The organism is Bradyrhizobium sp. USDA 4341, assembly GCF_054063755.1.
On sequence record NZ_JBSSGO010000002.1, the window covers coordinates 6,182,828 to 6,198,630 of the forward strand.

Annotated in this window: 12 protein-coding genes and 1 pseudogene; 4 read left to right on the plus strand and 9 right to left on the minus strand. The window is 64.3% G+C overall.

Annotation, left to right across the window (positions count from 1 at the left end):
• Window positions 1-68 precede the first annotated feature (68 nt).
• Together ACVIGB_RS35360 and ACVIGB_RS35365 are read left to right on the plus strand one after the other, a co-directional pair.
• Window positions 69-1,169 (plus strand): LLM class flavin-dependent oxidoreductase, encoded by a 1,101-nt coding sequence (locus ACVIGB_RS35360; RefSeq protein ID WP_092122775.1) that lies wholly within the window; start codon window positions 69-71, stop codon window positions 1,167-1,169.
• Between the two features lie 80 nt (window positions 1,170-1,249).
• Complete coding sequence (locus tag ACVIGB_RS35365; RefSeq protein ID WP_092122778.1) at window positions 1,250-1,804, plus strand: flavin reductase family protein; 555 nt, start codon at window positions 1,250-1,252, stop codon at window positions 1,802-1,804.
• 27 nt (window positions 1,805-1,831) lie between these two features.
• Here the strand turns inward: ACVIGB_RS35365 and ACVIGB_RS35370 are convergent, their stop codons facing one another.
• From ACVIGB_RS35370 to ACVIGB_RS35390, 5 genes and pseudogenes are all read right to left on the minus strand, one after another.
• Window positions 1,832-2,236, minus strand: coding sequence for a hypothetical protein (locus ACVIGB_RS35370; protein WP_456719189.1), 405 nt, complete (start codon window positions 2,234-2,236; stop codon window positions 1,832-1,834).
• Window positions 2,236-3,819: a hypothetical protein gene (locus ACVIGB_RS35375; protein ID WP_456749260.1), complete on the minus strand. Its 1,584-nt coding sequence runs from the start codon at window positions 3,817-3,819 to the stop codon at window positions 2,236-2,238. The genes ACVIGB_RS35370 and ACVIGB_RS35375 overlap by 1 nt, the downstream gene beginning before the upstream one ends.
• 81 nt (window positions 3,820-3,900) lie before the next feature.
• Window positions 3,901-5,768: pseudogene (locus ACVIGB_RS35380) on the minus strand (sigma-54-dependent Fis family transcriptional regulator).
• 447 nt (window positions 5,769-6,215) lie between these two features.
• The gene (gene glgX, locus ACVIGB_RS35385) at window positions 6,216-8,330 is read right to left on the minus strand and encodes a glycogen debranching protein GlgX (protein ID WP_456749261.1); all 2,115 of its coding nucleotides are present in this window, start codon (window positions 8,328-8,330) and stop codon (window positions 6,216-6,218) included.
• 380 nt (window positions 8,331-8,710) lie between these two features.
• Window positions 8,711-9,550 carry a hypothetical protein gene (locus tag ACVIGB_RS35390; RefSeq protein ID WP_456719185.1) on the minus strand — a complete coding sequence of 280 codons (840 nt, stop codon included), beginning with the start codon at window positions 9,548-9,550 and terminating at the stop codon, window positions 8,711-8,713.
• 9 nt (window positions 9,551-9,559) lie between these two features.
• Here ACVIGB_RS35390 and ACVIGB_RS35395 point away from each other — a divergent pair, with 9 nt between their 5' ends.
• Window positions 9,560-9,910, plus strand: coding sequence for a hypothetical protein (locus ACVIGB_RS35395; RefSeq protein ID WP_456749262.1), 351 nt, complete (start codon window positions 9,560-9,562; stop codon window positions 9,908-9,910).
• Between the two features lie 234 nt (window positions 9,911-10,144).
• Here the strand turns inward: ACVIGB_RS35395 and radC are convergent, their stop codons facing one another.
• Window positions 10,145-10,858 carry a RadC family protein gene (gene radC, locus ACVIGB_RS35400; protein ID WP_456719183.1) on the minus strand — a complete coding sequence of 238 codons (714 nt, stop codon included), beginning with the start codon at window positions 10,856-10,858 and terminating at the stop codon, window positions 10,145-10,147.
• A gap of 123 nt (window positions 10,859-10,981) precedes the next feature.
• Between radC and ACVIGB_RS35405 the strand changes: the two genes are divergently transcribed.
• A complete protein-coding gene (locus tag ACVIGB_RS35405; protein ID WP_456719182.1) occupies window positions 10,982-11,701 on the plus strand; it encodes a DNA-3-methyladenine glycosylase I in 720 nt (239 codons plus the stop codon).
• Here ACVIGB_RS35405 and ACVIGB_RS35410 read toward each other — a convergent pair whose 3' ends face one another.
• The 3 genes from ACVIGB_RS35410 to ACVIGB_RS35420 all read right to left on the minus strand — a co-directional run bounded on the left by ACVIGB_RS35410 (window position 11,702) and on the right by ACVIGB_RS35420 (window position 15,803).
• The gene (locus ACVIGB_RS35410; protein WP_456719181.1) at window positions 11,702-13,360 is read right to left on the minus strand and encodes an AAA family ATPase; all 1,659 of its coding nucleotides are present in this window, start codon (window positions 13,358-13,360) and stop codon (window positions 11,702-11,704) included. It abuts the gene before it with no gap.
• A 132-nt stretch (window positions 13,361-13,492) separates the two neighbouring features.
• Window positions 13,493-14,317: a type I methionyl aminopeptidase gene (gene map, locus ACVIGB_RS35415; protein WP_092122802.1), complete on the minus strand. Its 825-nt coding sequence runs from the start codon at window positions 14,315-14,317 to the stop codon at window positions 13,493-13,495.
• 169 nt (window positions 14,318-14,486) lie between these two features.
• Window positions 14,487-15,803, minus strand: a complete 1,317-nt coding sequence (locus ACVIGB_RS35420; RefSeq protein ID WP_207833628.1) for a mechanosensitive ion channel family protein — start codon at window positions 15,801-15,803, stop codon at window positions 14,487-14,489.

Genomic DNA, 15,803 nt, shown 5'->3' on the forward strand with positions numbered 1-15,803 from the left:
AACGCATCTTCGAATGCGCGGCAAGACGCATTGCATGACTGAAACACAAGCGAAGGAAGGAAACGCACATGGAGCTTGGCTACTTCACCATGCCCTCGCACCCGCCGGAGTGCGGATTGAAAGAGGGCCACGACTGGGACCTGCAGACGCTGCGCTGGCTCGACGAGCTCGGCTATCAGGAAGCCTGGATCGGCGAGCATCACACCGCGCCGTGGGAGCCGCATCCGTCGCCCGACCTGTTGGTCGCGCAGGCGCTGCTGCAGACCAAGAACATCCGCATCGGGCCCGGCGGCTTCCTGCTGCCGTATCATCACCCGGCGGAGCTCGCGAACCGCGTGGCGATGCTCGATCATCTCTCGAACGGCCGCCTGAACTTCGGCGTCGCCGCCTCGGGCCTGCCGAGCGACTGGGCGATGTTCAATGTCGACGGCATGTCCGGCCAGAACCGCGACATGACCCGCGAGGCGCTCGAGATCATCCTGAAGATGTGGTCGGAGCCGGGCCCCTGGACGCACAAGGGCAAGTATTGGACGGTGTCGAAGCCGGACACGATGTTCGACTTCCTCAAGCCCCACATCAAGCCGTTACAGGGCCCGCATCCGCCGATCGGCGTCGCCGGCCTGTCGAAGAATTCCGACACGCTCAAGCTCGCAGGCGAGCGCGGCTTCATCCCGATGAGCCTCAACCTCAACCCGGCCTATGTCGGCAGCCACTGGGACTCGGTGGAAGCCGGCGCGGCCAAGACCGGCCGCAAGCCGAGCCGCAGGGATTGGCGGCTGGTGCGCGAGGTGTTCGTGGCTGATACCGATGAGGAGGCGTGGAGGCTGTCGACCGGCGACATGATGGGTCGGATGATGGGCGAGTATTTCCTGCCGCTGCTCGGCCATTTCGGCTTCAAGGACTATCTGAAGCACGCGCCCGACGTGCCCGACAGCGACGTCACCGTCGAATATTGCGCGCGCCGGAATTGGGTCGTCGGCTCGCCCGCGACGGTCACCGAGAAGATCGAGAAGATCTACCGGGAGGTCGGCGGCTTCGGCGTGCTCTGCGTGTTCGGCTTCGACTACAAGCACAAGCCGGAGGCCTGGCGGCACTCGCTGGATCTGCTCAAGAACGAGGTGATGCCGCGGCTCAAGCACCTCGGCGCCGAGTTCGAGAAAGCTGCATGACAGATAGGCGGGGTGCGGGGCTTGCCTCGCACCCTGCCTCGCATATCTTTAGCGGAAGGATTTCGGTTCAGGGTCAGGGCATGACGGTCGACGCACAGAGTTTCAAGCAGGCGATGCGGCATTGCGCGGGCGCGGTGGCGCTGGTGACGGTCGGCCGCGAGCCGGGGCAGCGCACCGGCCTGACGGTGACCTCCGCCTGCTCGCTGTCGGACAATCCGCCCTCCGTGCTGGTCTGCGTTAACCGTAATGCCAGCGCGCATGAGCGCATCCGCGCGGAGCGCCATTTCGTCATCAACTTCCTGAACGAGGACCACGCGCTGCTGGCGCTGACCTTCTCCGGCCAGAAGGGCGTCAATGGCGACGACCGCTTTGGCTTCGGCCGCTGGACCACCGGCGCGACCGGCGCCCCGGTGCTGGAGGATGCCGTCGCGGCGTTCGATTGCGTCCTGGCGCAGGAGCTCGAGACCAAGACCCATTCGATCTTCATCGGCGAAGTGCAGCATGTCCGCGCCGTGACCACGGTCGATCCGCTGATCTATCTGCGCTCTGGCTTCCAAAGCGTGCGCAACATCCATGATCCGGTCGTGCTTGGCGACATCGATGCCCGCCGCGTCAGCTGGAACGAGTTTTCCTGAAGCCGCGACAGATCTCAACGGCAACTTCTATTTGAGCCACACCAGCAGCGGGACAGGCGCGCGGCCCTCGCAGGACAGCGTGCCCTCGTAATTGTGCGACTTGCTGGCGCTGTAGGTGCAGGGCGCGCCGTCCAGCACCAGTTCGGCCGTCACCTGCGAATCCGTGCCCGTGAATTGCAGCCGGATCTCTCCGGCGCGTTCCTCGGGTCCATCCTGGGCGCAAATTCCGACATGCTTCATCTTCAGCGGTCCGGAGAATTGCCTGGGCGTGCCCGGCGCGCTTTCGGTGAGATGCCCGGTCAGCTCCCACTCGCCGAGCACGCCGGCCTGGCCGAGGATCTCCATCGCGCCGAGGTCAGGCACGTCGCAAAGTGACAGCGCAACGGCGCCGAGCAGCGCCGCACCGCCGTTGCGCCATGTCGTGAGCGGCATCACAGCTTGCTTCCGGTTGTCTGGCGCAATTCGATCAGCTCCGGCCTCGACAGATCCGCATCCGCAGTGAGCCGGGCGATCTGATCAGCGCATTCCTGGGTCTTGGCCTGATCGCCGGACGCCCTGGCGCTCTTGATCATCCCGACATAGGCCGCCAGCCGGTTGGGCTCCTTCCTGAGCACGGCCTCATAGGCGGCGAGCGCGTCGGCGGCCTTGCCGCGATCGAGAAGCATCGCCGCGTAGAGCTCGCGCGCCGGCGCGAGCGGTCCCGGCGTGACGGGATGCTTCTCGGTCTTGTCTTCCGCCTCCGCGGCGGCATTCATCGCGCCGAGCGCCTCGTCATATTTGCCTTCGGCGTGCAGCACCCAGGCGCTCGCGATCTGCTGCTGGATGTCGACGATGTTGGACCAGTAGGCGTCCTTGGCGTCCTTCAACTTGTCGCGCAGCTCGACAAGCTTTCCGATATCGGCCTTGGCGGCGGCCGAGTCACCGGAGCGCGCGGCGCCGACCGCCCGCGCGAAATAGGTGATGGCATCCGCGTAGGCGTACTTGGTCGGATGCACTGCAAGCGCAGCAGCGCCCTTCCAGTCGCCCCGCTCGAAGACATACCGGGCCTGGCTTGCCGCGACTGCGTAAGGGCCGGCGAACCGATCGAGCTTGAACTCGAGCTTGCCGAGCTCGTCGACCACCGCGCGCGCCTCCTTGTCCTGGCCCAGCTGCAGATAGGCGTAGACCAGGTAGTCCATTGCGTGCGCCTGATCCTGCTGTTCGCCGTCTTCCTTGGCGATGCGCGCGGATTCCTTGTTCGAGGCGATCGACTCCTTCCAGTAGCCGACGCGCGTGAAGATGTGCGACGGCATGTGCTGGGCATGCGGCGCGCGTTCAGCGATCTTGGCATAGCGCATCGCCGCGGGCAGGCCCTTCTCCGCGAGCGCCGGATAGTCGTAGAGATGGATCAGATAGTGGGCGATGCCGGGGTGCTCGGGCTGGCGCTTGAAGATCGGCTCGAGCAGCGCCGCGCCTTTCAGCTGGTTGGCATAGGTCTTGTCGGTAGGGGATGCCGCAACGTTGAGCGTGATCGCATAGGCGATCTGCGCCTCGTCATCGTCGGCGTAGTGCGTCGCGACCTGCTCTTCAGCCGCGAGGAATCTCTGCACGCGGGTGCGGTGATCGACCTTGTCGTAGTCGACATACATCGCGGCGATAGCATCGATGTAGTCCCGCTCGCGCGGGGTGTTCGCACCCAGCGCCTGGCCTTTCTTCACGGCTTCGAGGCCGAGCGGAAGGTTCTCCGGCGGCGGCGGCCCGTGCGGATTGTAGAGATAGCTGAGCGCGATCCCCCAATAGGCGATAGCGCATTGCGGGTCGGCCTCGAGCACCTCCTCGAAGGTGCGTCGCGATGCGCTGTACCAGAACGAATGCTGATACAGCATGGCGCGATCGAACGCCTCCTGCGCTTCCGGTTTGCAGGATGTCGCAAAATGGACTTTGCCCAATCGTTGTTCAGTAGAATCCGAGGCGGCAGGCTGCGAAATGGTCGCGGCAACCAGGCCAACGACCACAGCGAGGGGAAACCGTGTCATGGGACCCGCTCCGTGGCGTTGAATGAAAAGCGTATGATAACACCGTTCCCGCGCGGCCGGAACAGGAGGTGCGCTTCCGGTCTAACTGTCCAGCTCGATCCCTAACGCCTTGATCTTCCGGTACAACGTCGCGCGGCTGAGCCCGAGCGCCTTGGCAGCGTCCGTCACTCTTCCGTCATTGGTCCGCAGCGCATCGACGATGGCGGCGCGCTCGCTCGCTGTGTGATCGGCCTCCGCACCGCGCGCTCCGACCGGCGGCAAATCGAGATCGGCCTCGGTAATGACGCCGCCCTCGGCGGTGGCACCGGCGAGCCGCAGCACGTGGCGGAGCTGGCGTATGTTGCCGGGGAAGGGATAGGCCATCAGCTGCACCCACGCATCCGGCGCGATGCGGCAGTGCGGCGCTTCCTCGTCGGCGATCTGCACGATGATGTCCCTGCGGTCGGCGCGTTCGCGCAAGGCGGGCAGCCGGATCTCCATGCCGCGCAGCCGGTAATACAGGTCGGAGCGGAAGCTGCCGTCCTCTGCCATCCGCGCGAGGTCGCGATGGGTGGCGCTGATCAGGCGGATGTCGACGCCGACGGGCTTCAGCGCGCCGAGCGGCCAGACCTCGCGGTTTTCCAGCACGCGGAGCAGACGTGTCTGCAGCGACAGCGGCATGTCGCCGATCTCGTCGAGGAACAATGTGCCGCCGCTGGCCTGCACGATCAGCCCTTTCGATCCCTCGCGCCGCGCGCCGGTGAAGGCGCCGGCCTCGTAGCCGAACAGCTCGGCGTCGATCAGGCTCTCCGGCATCGCCGCGCAGTTCAGCGCGACATAGTTGCGGCCGGCGCGGTTGCTGGCCGCGTGAATGGCGCGCGCGAACACGTCCTTGCCGGCGCCGGTCTCGCCCCGCAGCAGGATCGGCAGATCGAGATTGCCGACCGTCATCAGCCGTTTCACGCCCTTGATCAGCACGGGATCGCGGCCCGCGAGCCGGTGCAGGCCGGAAAACTGTCCGACCGGCGCTTCGCGCGCGACGGCGCCGGCAGCGGGCGGGAAACACGCGCGCGCGCCGGCGGCGCCACGCGGCCACGGCCCCATGGCGTGCCGTCGGCCCGGCGCAGCGTGACCGGCTCGTCCGCGGCCCGCGTCGCGCGATCGTCCAGCTGAATCAGGCGCGACAGATCGATGCCGTCATCGATCATCGCATCGGTCAGCCCAAACTCGCCGCGCGCGGTGCGGCAGGCGCCGACGACGCGGCGGTCGTCGTCATAGGCGAGCATGCCGTGGCCGTCGCCGGGCAGTGTCGCGATCCATGAGGCGCGGTAGCGCCGGCGGAAGAACGACTGCTCGATCCGCCGCGTCGCCTCCGTGGTGACGGCGAGCGCCAGTTCATGCGCGCTGCGGCCGAGATCGCTGCGGCACGAGGAGATGTTGACGGCGCCGGCGAGCCGCCCGGCATGGTCGAACAGCGGCGACACCGCGCAGGTGAACATGTGCCACTGCTCGCGGAAATGCTCGTCGCCATGCACGATGATCGGCCGCTGCTCGGCGAGCGCGGTGCCGAGCCCGTTGGTACCCTCGAAGGTCTCGGCGAAGTTCGAGCCGGTGTAGATCTTCCATTCCAGGAACATCCGCGCGTAGTCGCCTCCGGGCAGGCGGCTCACCAGCATCGTGGCGTTCGGATCGGCGAGGTTGACGCAGTAGCCGGAGTCGTGGAGCACCCGGGCAAGATCTTCGAGCTCGGGGATCGCGACCTGGATCAAATCCTCCATCGGTTCGGCGATGTGCCGGACCTCGGCTTCGGTCAGGGTCTGCGGAGGTCCGCGCCGGGCCGGATCGAGGTTGTGATTGACCACGCAGCGCCGCCAGGACGCAGCAATCCGCGCCTCGGTGTCGACGCCAGCCACCTGATTGGCCGCCGATAAAACACGGGCGACGTGATTTGAGGCCGAAAGATTGGCCATCCAGAGGTCTCCACCCCTAATTTTCCGCGAAGTCTGGCACCCCGACGGCGAATGTCAATTGGCCGACGGCGTCGCGGGGAGGGGATGTTGGGTGGACGTGGGGAGCGTGGGGTGGATTAGCGAAGCGTAATCCGCCATTCCGCGTGCGGTTCTGGCGAAGATCGTTCAGGCTGCACGGTGTGAGTAGAGGCGAACGGCTCTAACCTGCCCTTGAAAAGGGGAGGTCGCTTTGCTCGGCAGAGCAAAGCGGGTGGGGATCTGCTCTCTCCGCATAGAGCGTCGCCTGTGGCTGACCCCCATCCCGACCTTCCCCCTTTCAGGGGAAGGAGAAGGCTGGCTTGTAGCCCGGATGAAGGCGTGGCTTCGTAGCCCGCATGAGCGAAGCGACATGCGGGAGCTTGCGGCGCGCCGGCCCCGGATGTCGCTTCGCTCATCCGGGCTACGGAGCTACTTCACCTCACCGGCGGTGAGCAGCACGAACGAACGCCCGGCCGTCTTGTACGTGCTGTCGAACGCAAACTGCGCGCCCGCCGGTTGCTCCGGCGCATTGGTATCGAGCAGCAGCGACCACTGCGGGCCGGCGGACGTCGGCGGCAGCTTGAAGTAGACCTCGCCCTCATAGCTGTTGAGGATCACAAGCACGGTGTCGTCCTCGCCCGCGCGGGCGATGGCGGTCTTGCGGGCGCGGCCGTCGAGCACGACGCCGAAGCATTTGATCCAGCCGGTGGTCCAGTCGGCCTGCGTCATCTCCACGCCTGAGGTGCTGATCCAGACCACGTCGCGGATCTCGAGCTGTTGATCGCGATCGCCGGAAAGGAAGCGGCTGCGGCGCAGGATCGGATAGTCGCGCCGCAGCTTGATCATCCGCCTGGTGAAGGCGAGCAGTTTGTTGGCGTCGTTGGAAAAATTCCAGTCGAACCAGGAGATGTCGTTGTCCTGGCAATAGGCGTTGTTGTTGCCGCGCTGGGTGCGGCCGAACTCGTCGCCGCCGAGCAGCATCGGTGTGCCCTGCGAGGCCAATAGCGTCGCCAGCATGTTGCGCTTCTGGCGTTCGCGCAACGTGCGGATCTCGGGGTTGTCGGTCGGGCCCTCGGCGCCGCAATTCCAGGAGTGGTTGTCGGACGAGCCGTCGTTGTTGTTCTCGCCGTTGGCCTCGTTGTGCTTGTTGTTGTAGCTCGCCCAGTCGTTCAGCGTGAAACCGTCATGCGCGGTGATGAAGTTGACGCTGGCCCAGGTGCGGCGGCCCTCGCGGTTGAACACATCGTGCGAGCCGAGCAGCCGAGGCGCCAGGCTGCCTGGCGCCGCCTCGCCGCGCCAGAAATCGCGCACGGTGTTGCGGTACTTGTCGTTCCATTCCGCCCAGCCGGCGGGAAACCCGCCGACCTGGTAGCCGCCGGGACCGCAGTCCCAGGGTTCGGCGATCAGCTTGACGGTGGCCAGCAGCGGGTCCTGGTTCATCGCCTTCAGGAAGCCGGACTGCTCGTCGAAGCCATAGACCTCGCGCGCCAGGATGGTGCCGAGGTCGAAGCGGAAGCCGTCGACATGCATGTGGCCGGCCCAGTAGCGCAGGCTGTCCATTACCATCTGGATCACGCGCGGGTGCGACAGGTTCACCGTGTTGCCGGTGCCGGTGTCGTTGATGTAGTAGCGGCGCTTGTCCGGCAGCAGCCGGTAATAGCTCGCATTGTCGATGCCCTTGAACGACAGCGTCGGGCCGCGCTCATTGCCTTCGGCGGTGTGGTTGTAGACGACATCCAGAATGACTTCGAGCCCGGCGCCATGCAGCCGCGACACCATCTCCTTGAATTCGCGCAGGCTGTTCGGCACGTCGGCCGCATAGCGCGGATCCGGCGCGAAGAAGCCGATCGTGTTGTAGCCCCAGTAATTGGTGAGGTGCTTGTCCAGCAGATTGCTGTCGTTGATGAAGGAGTGCACCGGCAGCAGCTCGACCGAGGTGATGCCGAGCGCCTTGAGATGATCGATTGCCGCGTTCGAGCCGAAGCCGGCGTAGGTGCCGCGCAGGTTTTCAGGCATGCCCGGATGCTGTTTGGTAAAACCCTTGACGTGGGTCTCGTAGACGACGGTCTCGTCCCAGTGCACGTCCTGCCGCTGCGCCTCCTGGACCCAGTCGAAATTGGGATCGACCACCACGCATTTCGGCATGAACGGCGCGCTGTCGCGCTCGTCGAAGGTCAAATCGTCGCCGGTTTCCATCTTGTAGCCGAACACCGCCGGATTCCAGGTGAGGCTGCCGGCATGGGCACAGGCATAGGGATCGAGCAGCAGCTTGTTCGGATTGAACCTGTGGCCGCCATCGGGCTGGTAGGGGCCGTAGACGCGATAGCCGTAGAACGTGCCGGGCTGTACGCCGTTGATGAAGCCGTGAAACACCTGGTCGGTATATTCGGGCAGCTCGAAGCGATGTGTCTCGCGCTCGCCGTCGAACAGGCAGACCTCGACCTTGGTGGCGTTGGCGGAAAACACCGCGAAGTTGGTGCCGTGGCCGCTCCAATGGGCGCCCAGCGGATAGGGCAGCCCTTCCTCGATCACGAAATCGGACATCGGTCCCCCAAGGCTTGCGACAAAGCCATCCTGGAACTAGCAAATCAACCTGCAACAAACGCCGCCGCGCGGAAAACGTTGCATTGGCTAGGTTAGCGGCAGTTGTCATGGATCGTGTGACGCAAGGGCAGGCCAAGGGCGGCATGTCGCGAGAATTCCAATGTTTGATCCACAGGCCGTTCGACACACTCGGTGGCGTCCTGGCGAAAGCCAGGACCCATTACCCCAAATCTCAATTGTTGCACGACGCCGGCACCACGATCCGCTTCATCACCGAATGCGGTGGTAATGGGTCCTGGCTTTCGCCAGGACGACGGCGGCGCTTGCATCAACCGCACCCCCTTCAAACTCGCATGCCTGTTCGTGCCAGGACGATCGCACTAGTTGCCCGTCAGCAGCGCAAACCGCCGTCGGTCGATCCGCTCGCGCGCCGATTGTCCCGCTGCGGCGCAAAGATCGGGTGCATAAAGCTGGCAGCTTCCGCGTTCTGCGATCGCCTTGTCGATCATGTCCAGAAGCTGGGCAGGCGCGATGTCGGGAGACGCGGCAATGCGGCCGGCGACGACGTGCTTTTCCATTGTCTCGTGCTCAGCGTGATCGATATCGGGGTTGCGCCAACAATTTGCGCACATGATCTTGAAGCTCTCCGAGTGCGAATAGATCACGGCGTCACCGTCCAACTCTTCGCTGATGTCGGCCAATTGCCGTGCCGTCTGCTGCGTGCCCGCGAAAGCGAAGAACTGGTAATTCCGGCGCAGCAGCGTTGCAAGATGCGGGAAGACCGGTATCTGCTGCTCGCCATAGGTGTGATGCGTAATCGGGGCGCCGTCCATGAGGATGACGTCGCCATAATCGACGCCGAGATCGCGGTACAGCACGCTGCGGATAATGCCATGGCACGGACTCAATCGTTCGATCCAGACGGTCTCCTCCTCGCCTGGGTCATCACGATCTGCCGTCCGCTCGGCAAGGGGACGGGCGGCAAGCCTTACCTTGCAAGCCGGATATCCACCCTCCGGCAACCCAAAGCGTCCATGCTCGATTTTCTGCTCCATGCGCTTCCACACGCCCAACGCGGTCGCGGCGTCGCTTGCGCCCGTGGCGCAGATGCCGAGGTTCCATTCGGTGCTGTCGACAGCCTCCTCCGACAGACTTGCAGCGGCGCGGTTTGCCGCCACGCCTTCGGCGAATCTGCCGCGCGTCTTGTAGAACAGCCCCAAATTGTAATGATGTGCGCTCTTTTGCGGATCGATTTCGATCAGTCTCCGAAGACTGTCCTCGGCGATCGCATCGTGCTGGCGCGCCATCATTCGCGCCGACGTGGCGAGCCCGCGCAGGACTTGCTCCTGTTCAGGCTGCCCCTCGTAGCGCCTGGCGAGGCGGCCCAGCTTTGCGACCATCGTCTGAAATACCGGGTGTTCCGGCGGAGGCGCATTCAGATCGTCGATGTCGCGGACGGCTTCGAGGCACAGGCCGAGCCTCGAGAGGATAGCGATGTCGGCATCGTGGGCGTCGGCTATCTCCGCAAGAATGTCGGCCGCCTCTTCCCTCGCGAGGCTTCGTTCGTCGACAATCCATAACAACGCCATCGCGGCCTCAGGCTGGTGGCGCTGGGCCTTTCGTAGTGGTTGGATCTTCTGCGATGCAGCCTGCTTGCGGTCCGCCTGTCCTTCTGCAACGGCGTCACGTGCAATCGCGTCGATCTCGTCGAAAGAGAGAACCGCGCTGGGACCATTCGACATGATCATCTCCGTGGAGGCGCCTCGATGTGGGCAGGGACCGGCGGTGGTGCGACGCGTCTCAACGCAGCGAGACTACATCAATTTCATGCCCTTCAGGCTGGTATGCCCGTTCTTGCCGACAATGATGTGATCATGCACGGCGATGCCGAGCGGCTTGGCGATGTCGACGATCGCTTTCGTCATCTGGATGTCGGCCTGCGACGGCGTCGGGTCGCCGGAGGGATGATTGTGCACCAGGATAAGCGCGGTCGCGGACAGTTCGAGCGCGCGCTTGATCACCTCGCGGGGGTAGACCGGGGTGTGATCGACGGTGCCGGTCTGCTGCACCTCGTCGGCGATCAGCTGGTTGCGCTTGTCGAGGAACAGCAGGCGGAACTGCTCCTTGTCGGCGAACGCCATGCTGGTGCGGCAATAGTCGATGACGTCGTTCCAGGACGACAGCGCGATGCTGCGCTTGATCTCGCCCTTGGCGATCCGGGCCGCTGCCGCGGCGAGCAGCTTGAGCTGATTGATCGAGGCATCCTTGACACCGTCGACCTCGCGCAGCCGCGCCACGGGCGCATGCACGACCTCGGCGAAGGAGCCGAACTTCTTCAACAGCGCCTTGGCCAAGGGCTTGGTGTCGCGGCGCGGGATCGCGGCGAACAGCGCCATCTCCAAGAGCTCGTAATCGGTCAGCGCGTCCGGCCCGGCGGCGTAGAAGCGCTCGCGCAGCCGTTCGCGATGGCCGTGATAATGCGGCGTCTCACTGGTGTCGTCGTTGCTGGCGTCGGGTTTGGCGGGCATCGGTCACAACCATGCCGTGCCTGCCGCGTTTTGCAAGGGCTGAAGCAACTTCCCGGTTTGCCACGATGCGACGGGCGAATTACCGTTACCTGTGATGTTCAGGATAAAAAGGGGGAGGGCGACGTGACATCATTCAAGGTGATCCGCTCGCGCGCCGAGAAGCGCAAGGGCGGGCCGAAGGCGCTCGAGAAACTGCTGCGGCCGCCGGCGGGCGCCAAGGCGCTGGCAAAGCTCGGCGACGACCGCGTGCTGGCCGAGATGACCAGGCGCGTGTTCTGCGCGGGCTTCGCCTGGAGCGTGATCGACGCCAAATGGCCGGGCTTCGAGGATGCCTTTCTCGGCTTCCAGCCCGCCAAGCTCGCCTTCATGCCCGACGAATATTGGGAGAAGCTGACCAGCGACACCAGGATCGTGCGCAACGGCGCCAAGATCATGTCGGTGCGCGACAATGGCCGCTTCGTGCAGGAGGTCGCGCGCGAGCACGGCAGCTTCGGCAAATTCCTCGCGGCGTGGCCGTCATCGGACGAGATCGGGTTGCTGGATCTGCTGACCAAGCGCGGCAGCCGGCTCGGCGGCAACACCGGACAGATGCTGCTGCGCTTTCTCGGCTGGGACGGTTTCGTCACCTCACGCGACGTCGTCGCCTGCCTGCGCGATGCCGGGCTCGATATTGCCGAGGAGGTCAAGTCGAAGCGCGATCTCGCCAAGGTGCAGGCGCAGTTCAACGCCTGGGCGGAGGAGACCGGGCTATCCTATCTGCATCTGTCGCGGATCTGCGCGATGTCGATCGGCGAGAACCACACGCCCGACGAGATTGAGAGGCGTACGCGGAGCGATTATTGATCAGGATGCTGCCGGTTTCTGGGTTGCAATAGATTTGGTGGCTTCGACCCCTGGTTCGAAGTCCAGATATTCAGGCGGACGGTGGGCTAATCGAGCACGTTTGATTCCTGCCTTAACGAACTCCTCGATGTGTGCCGGGACGAGGTGGAGGCGTCCCAGGTCTCGGTTCAGGGTTTGTTGCAGGCGCCGTCGCGTCAGTTCGTCCTTCACCCCGAACCGATCGAGATAGAGGTCGAGAATGCGCTGCTTGTCGGCTTCACTTGGATAACCCATCCGGATATGCGCATCGAACCGTCCCGCACGCTTGGCCAGGGCTTCGTCGATGGCCTCCGGGTGGTTTGTCGTGGCGATGGTGACGATGTCGTCGTAAGCGGAGCCTCCCGACAGCACCTGAAGGAGTTCGCCAGTGAGATCGTCCTTGCTTGTCGCTGCGTAGGAGTAGGGATTTTGTCGGCTCTTGGTCATCAAGTCGAGGTCTTCGAGGATCACGACAGCCGGCGCCAATGTTTGAGCGAGGTGGTATACCGCCCGAATGTGTTCGACCGCCTCCACGATGAGCACGGTGGCTTCACCGGCGATATCGTTGACAAAGCACTCGATCGCCGTGGATTTACCGTCACCGGGCGGTCCGGACAGCAGAAGTCCACGCTTGATGGTCAGGCCTTCGGCCTTCAGCATCTCGCGATTGCGGATCGACGCAGCGATGAAATCGAGTTCGGCGCGAACGTGTTCGTGCGGAACGACATCGTTCCAGGAGCGGTCGGACATCTTCGAACGGACAGTCCGCAGGTCACGGTTGATCAGCACAACCCGGTCCTTGAAGGGATTGGACTCCAGCAGCAACTGGCGAACGGTCGCGACGACAGCACTTTCGTCTTCCTCGCGATAGACCAATCCGACGCTGTCGAGCGGGGCTTGACCGAGCCTGCGCTCGCCCATCTGGACCACCAGCATGAACTGCGCGCCGGTTTCGGGAACCGTACCTCGAAACACCGTCCGTGGCCGGATCACCTGCAACTCGCCGTCGATGGTGAGTGTCACCTTGTTTGCCCGCCAGACGGGGATGACGGCGCTCCGCTCTGCGGAGCCAAGGCCCGGAAGTTCGCTGAGCCACATCCATCCTGGCAAATCCGACAGTTTTCGCGTCAGAATCGCAATCGTGGCGTCGTTTGTCGGCAAAGAGAGCGTGTTGGCATCGCTACTGCCGCAGAAAATGCGAAACAGCGTCGAGTAACCGATCTGCGGCGTGGCCGCGCGCTTGATCTGCTTATGCTGGGCAACAATGTAGCCCAGCGCGGCGGACATCGTGGCGAAGCCCTTGATCGTGTCTTCCGGGATATCGGCGAGCAGCTGATCCTTCAGCGTCAGCGAGGCCGCCGCCGATTCGGCAAACAGTCGCTTGATTAGTGGGCTGGTGGCGACGGCTGCGCCTTCCGAGACTTCATAAACGCCGTGAACGAATTCACCGTCGGCATCGGTGCCGTAGACCGTCGCAGTGACATTCAGCGTCGAGGCCAGGATTTCCGCGGTCTTGCGTGCTTCTGTCGTGCCCTTGGCGGATCGCTCCTCCACGACCGGCTTGCCAGCGATCTCGGAGTTACATCTGACGACGTATTTCTGTCCAACCGACGATCGCTTTTGCTCGACCTTGAACCACATGCCCCGACCAGCCCCCGACGCGCCAGCCATACCCGGCACACGCAGTCTCTGTATCAGGCAACCGCTGCGTGTTCTAGCTCGGGTGGTTTGCTCGGGGCCCCCGACGAGGACGGGACCTCCTCAATGAGGGCGTTAAACCTGAACCCACGGCTTCTCGCCGTGGCGCTCGGACAGCGTGAAGATCTCGACGCCGTCGGCGGTGACGCCGACCGAGTGCTCGAACTGCGCCGACAGCGAGCGGTCGCGGGTCACCGCGGTCCAGCCGTCGGACAGGATCTTCACATGCGGCTTGCCGAGATTGATCATCGGCTCGATGGTGAAGAACATGCCGGGCTTCAGCGGCGCGCCTTCGCCGGGGCGGCCGATATGGATGATGTTCGGCTCGTCGTGGAACAGGCGGCCGAGGCCGTGGCCGCAGAAGTCGCGCACCACGCTCATGCCCTGCGGTTCGACGAAGCTCTGGATGGCATGGCCGATATCGCCGGTGGTGGCGCCGGGCTTGACGGCGGCAATGCCGCGCATCATCGCCTCATAGGTCACCTCGATCAGCCGCTCGGCCTTCCGCGCGATGGCGCCGATCGCATACATGCGGCTGGAATCGCCGTACCAGCCGTCGACGATGAAGGTGACGTCGACATTGACGATGTCGCCTTCCTTCAGCGGGCGGTCGCCCGGCATGCCGTGGCAGACCACGTGATTGATCGAGGTGCAGGTCGAGTAGCGATAGCCGCGATACATCAGCGTCGCCGGATAGGCGCCGTGGTCGAAGGCGAACTTGCGGACGAAATCGTCGATGACCGAGGTCGGGACGCCCGGCTTGACGATGTCGGTGAGCGCGTCGAGGCACTTCGACACCAGGGCGCCTGCCTTGCGCATGCCGGCAAAGCCGCTCGGTCCGTGCAGCTTGATCTGGCCGGTCTTGCGAAGCGAGGTGTCGGTGGCGTCGATATAGCTCATGGTCGGGATGTTTCTGCGGGCAAGGGGCTGATTTCAGACCCTAATTTAATGATCGGCGCGCCCGGCGCAAGCCAAGGTTGGGCATGGGGACAATGCTCAAACGGCTTGATTTTCCGGGCCAAATCCGGAACAGCCGCGGCCGCTTGTCCGAAAAAGCCGCACGGAGGCGCTAGCTGGAGACCTCGACCGCGCTCTCGACCGGCAGCGCGCCGCCGCGGATCCGGAGTTCCCGCACCGGGTAGGGCACCTTGATGCCCTCCTGCTTGAAGGCGTCCCACAGCGACAGCATGACGTCGCTCTTCACATTGTCCATGCCGTCGGGGTCGGCGATCCAGAAGGTCAGCGAGAACTTCATGCCGAGCTCAGCGAATTCGGTCAGGATGCAGTTCGGCGGCTTGCCCTTGAGCGCGCGGGCGTGGGCCGTCGCGGTATTGATCGCGAGCTTGCAGACCAGCCGCGGATCGGCGTCGTAATTGGCGGCGAAAGCGATCTTCACCAGCGTGTTCTTGTCGGTGTAGGTCCAGTTGGTGACCTTCTGCGTCACCAGGTCCTCGTTCGGGATCAGGAACTCGCGGCCGTCGCCGGCGGCGACCGAGATGTAGCGGGTCTTCATCGCGCTGATGCGGCCCTGGCTGTCGCCGATGGTGACGAGGTCGCCCGGCTTCACCGATTTGTCGACCAGCAGGATGATGCCCGAGATGAAATTGGCGACGATCTTTTGCAGGCCGAAACCGATGCCGACGCCGACGGCGCCGGACAGCACCGCCAGCGCCGACAGGTTGATCCCGACGGCGCTCAACGCAATGGCGACCGCGACCACCATCAGGCCGATGCGAATGATCTTGACCAGCAACACCTGGATCGACGGGGTCAGGTCGGTCGAGCGGGTGATCTGGCCGTCGATGAAATTGCTGGCGATATTGCTCAGCCACAGCGCCAGGATCAGCACCGCGCCGGCCTTGATCAGCAGCAGCGGGCTCAGCCGCAGACCGCCCACGACGACCGCGAACGAATCCAGCGTATCGGCCGCCCAGTCGAGCTGGCCGATGATGCTGAGCGCGGCGACCACCCAGGCCGCGACCGAGACCAGTTTGACGATGAAGGCGTTGTCGATCACCGAGGTCACGAGGCGGATCACGAGCCAGGCCAGCGCCAGCTTGGCGGAGACCGCGATCAAATAGCTGCGGCTCGGCCAGGTCGCGTGCCACATCACGATGCGCGAGATCACCATCAGGATCGCGAACACGGCGGTGGAGGCGCTCGATACCATCACGCGGGCAAAGTGCCGGAGCGGCAGCGGCCAGCGGCTCGCCAGCGACGACATGTTGACCCGTGCATGAATGGCGGTATCGGCGGCGTAGGCGAGGCCCGCGGCCGCGAGGATGATGCCGAACTGCAGATAGAACCAGGGCGAGGCGATCTCGGCGCCGACCGAGCGCGCTGCCATTTGGATCGATTCCAGGACGTCCTTCCAGCTCATGTCCAT

What these genes read in the sequence shown, in the direction of transcription:
- ACVIGB_RS35370 (WP_456719189.1), bottom strand. Translation starts at nt 2,236, where the DNA reads ATGCCGCTCACGACATGGCGCAACGGCGGTGCGGCGCTGCTCGGCGCC.
- ACVIGB_RS35410 (WP_456719181.1), bottom strand. Translation starts at nt 13,360, where the DNA reads ATGTGGTTCAAGGTCGAGCAAAAGCGATCGTCGGTTGGACAGAAATAC.
- radC (WP_456719183.1), bottom strand. Translation starts at nt 10,858, where the DNA reads ATGCCCGCCAAACCCGACGCCAGCAACGACGACACCAGTGAGACGCCG.
- ACVIGB_RS35375 (WP_456749260.1), bottom strand. Translation starts at nt 3,819, where the DNA reads ATGACACGGTTTCCCCTCGCTGTGGTCGTTGGCCTGGTTGCCGCGACC.
- map (WP_092122802.1), bottom strand. Translation starts at nt 14,317, where the DNA reads ATGAGCTATATCGACGCCACCGACACCTCGCTTCGCAAGACCGGCCAG.
- ACVIGB_RS35365 (WP_092122778.1), top strand. Translation starts at nt 1,250, where the DNA reads ATGACGGTCGACGCACAGAGTTTCAAGCAGGCGATGCGGCATTGCGCG.
- ACVIGB_RS35420 (WP_207833628.1), bottom strand. Translation starts at nt 15,803, where the DNA reads ATGGACATGAGCTGGAAGGACGTCCTGGAATCGATCCAAATGGCAGCG.
- glgX (WP_456749261.1), bottom strand. Translation starts at nt 8,330, where the DNA reads ATGTCCGATTTCGTGATCGAGGAAGGGCTGCCCTATCCGCTGGGCGCC.
- ACVIGB_RS35395 (WP_456749262.1), top strand. Translation starts at nt 9,560, where the DNA reads ATGTGCGCTCTTTTGCGGATCGATTTCGATCAGTCTCCGAAGACTGTC.
- ACVIGB_RS35360 (WP_092122775.1), top strand. Translation starts at nt 69, where the DNA reads ATGGAGCTTGGCTACTTCACCATGCCCTCGCACCCGCCGGAGTGCGGA.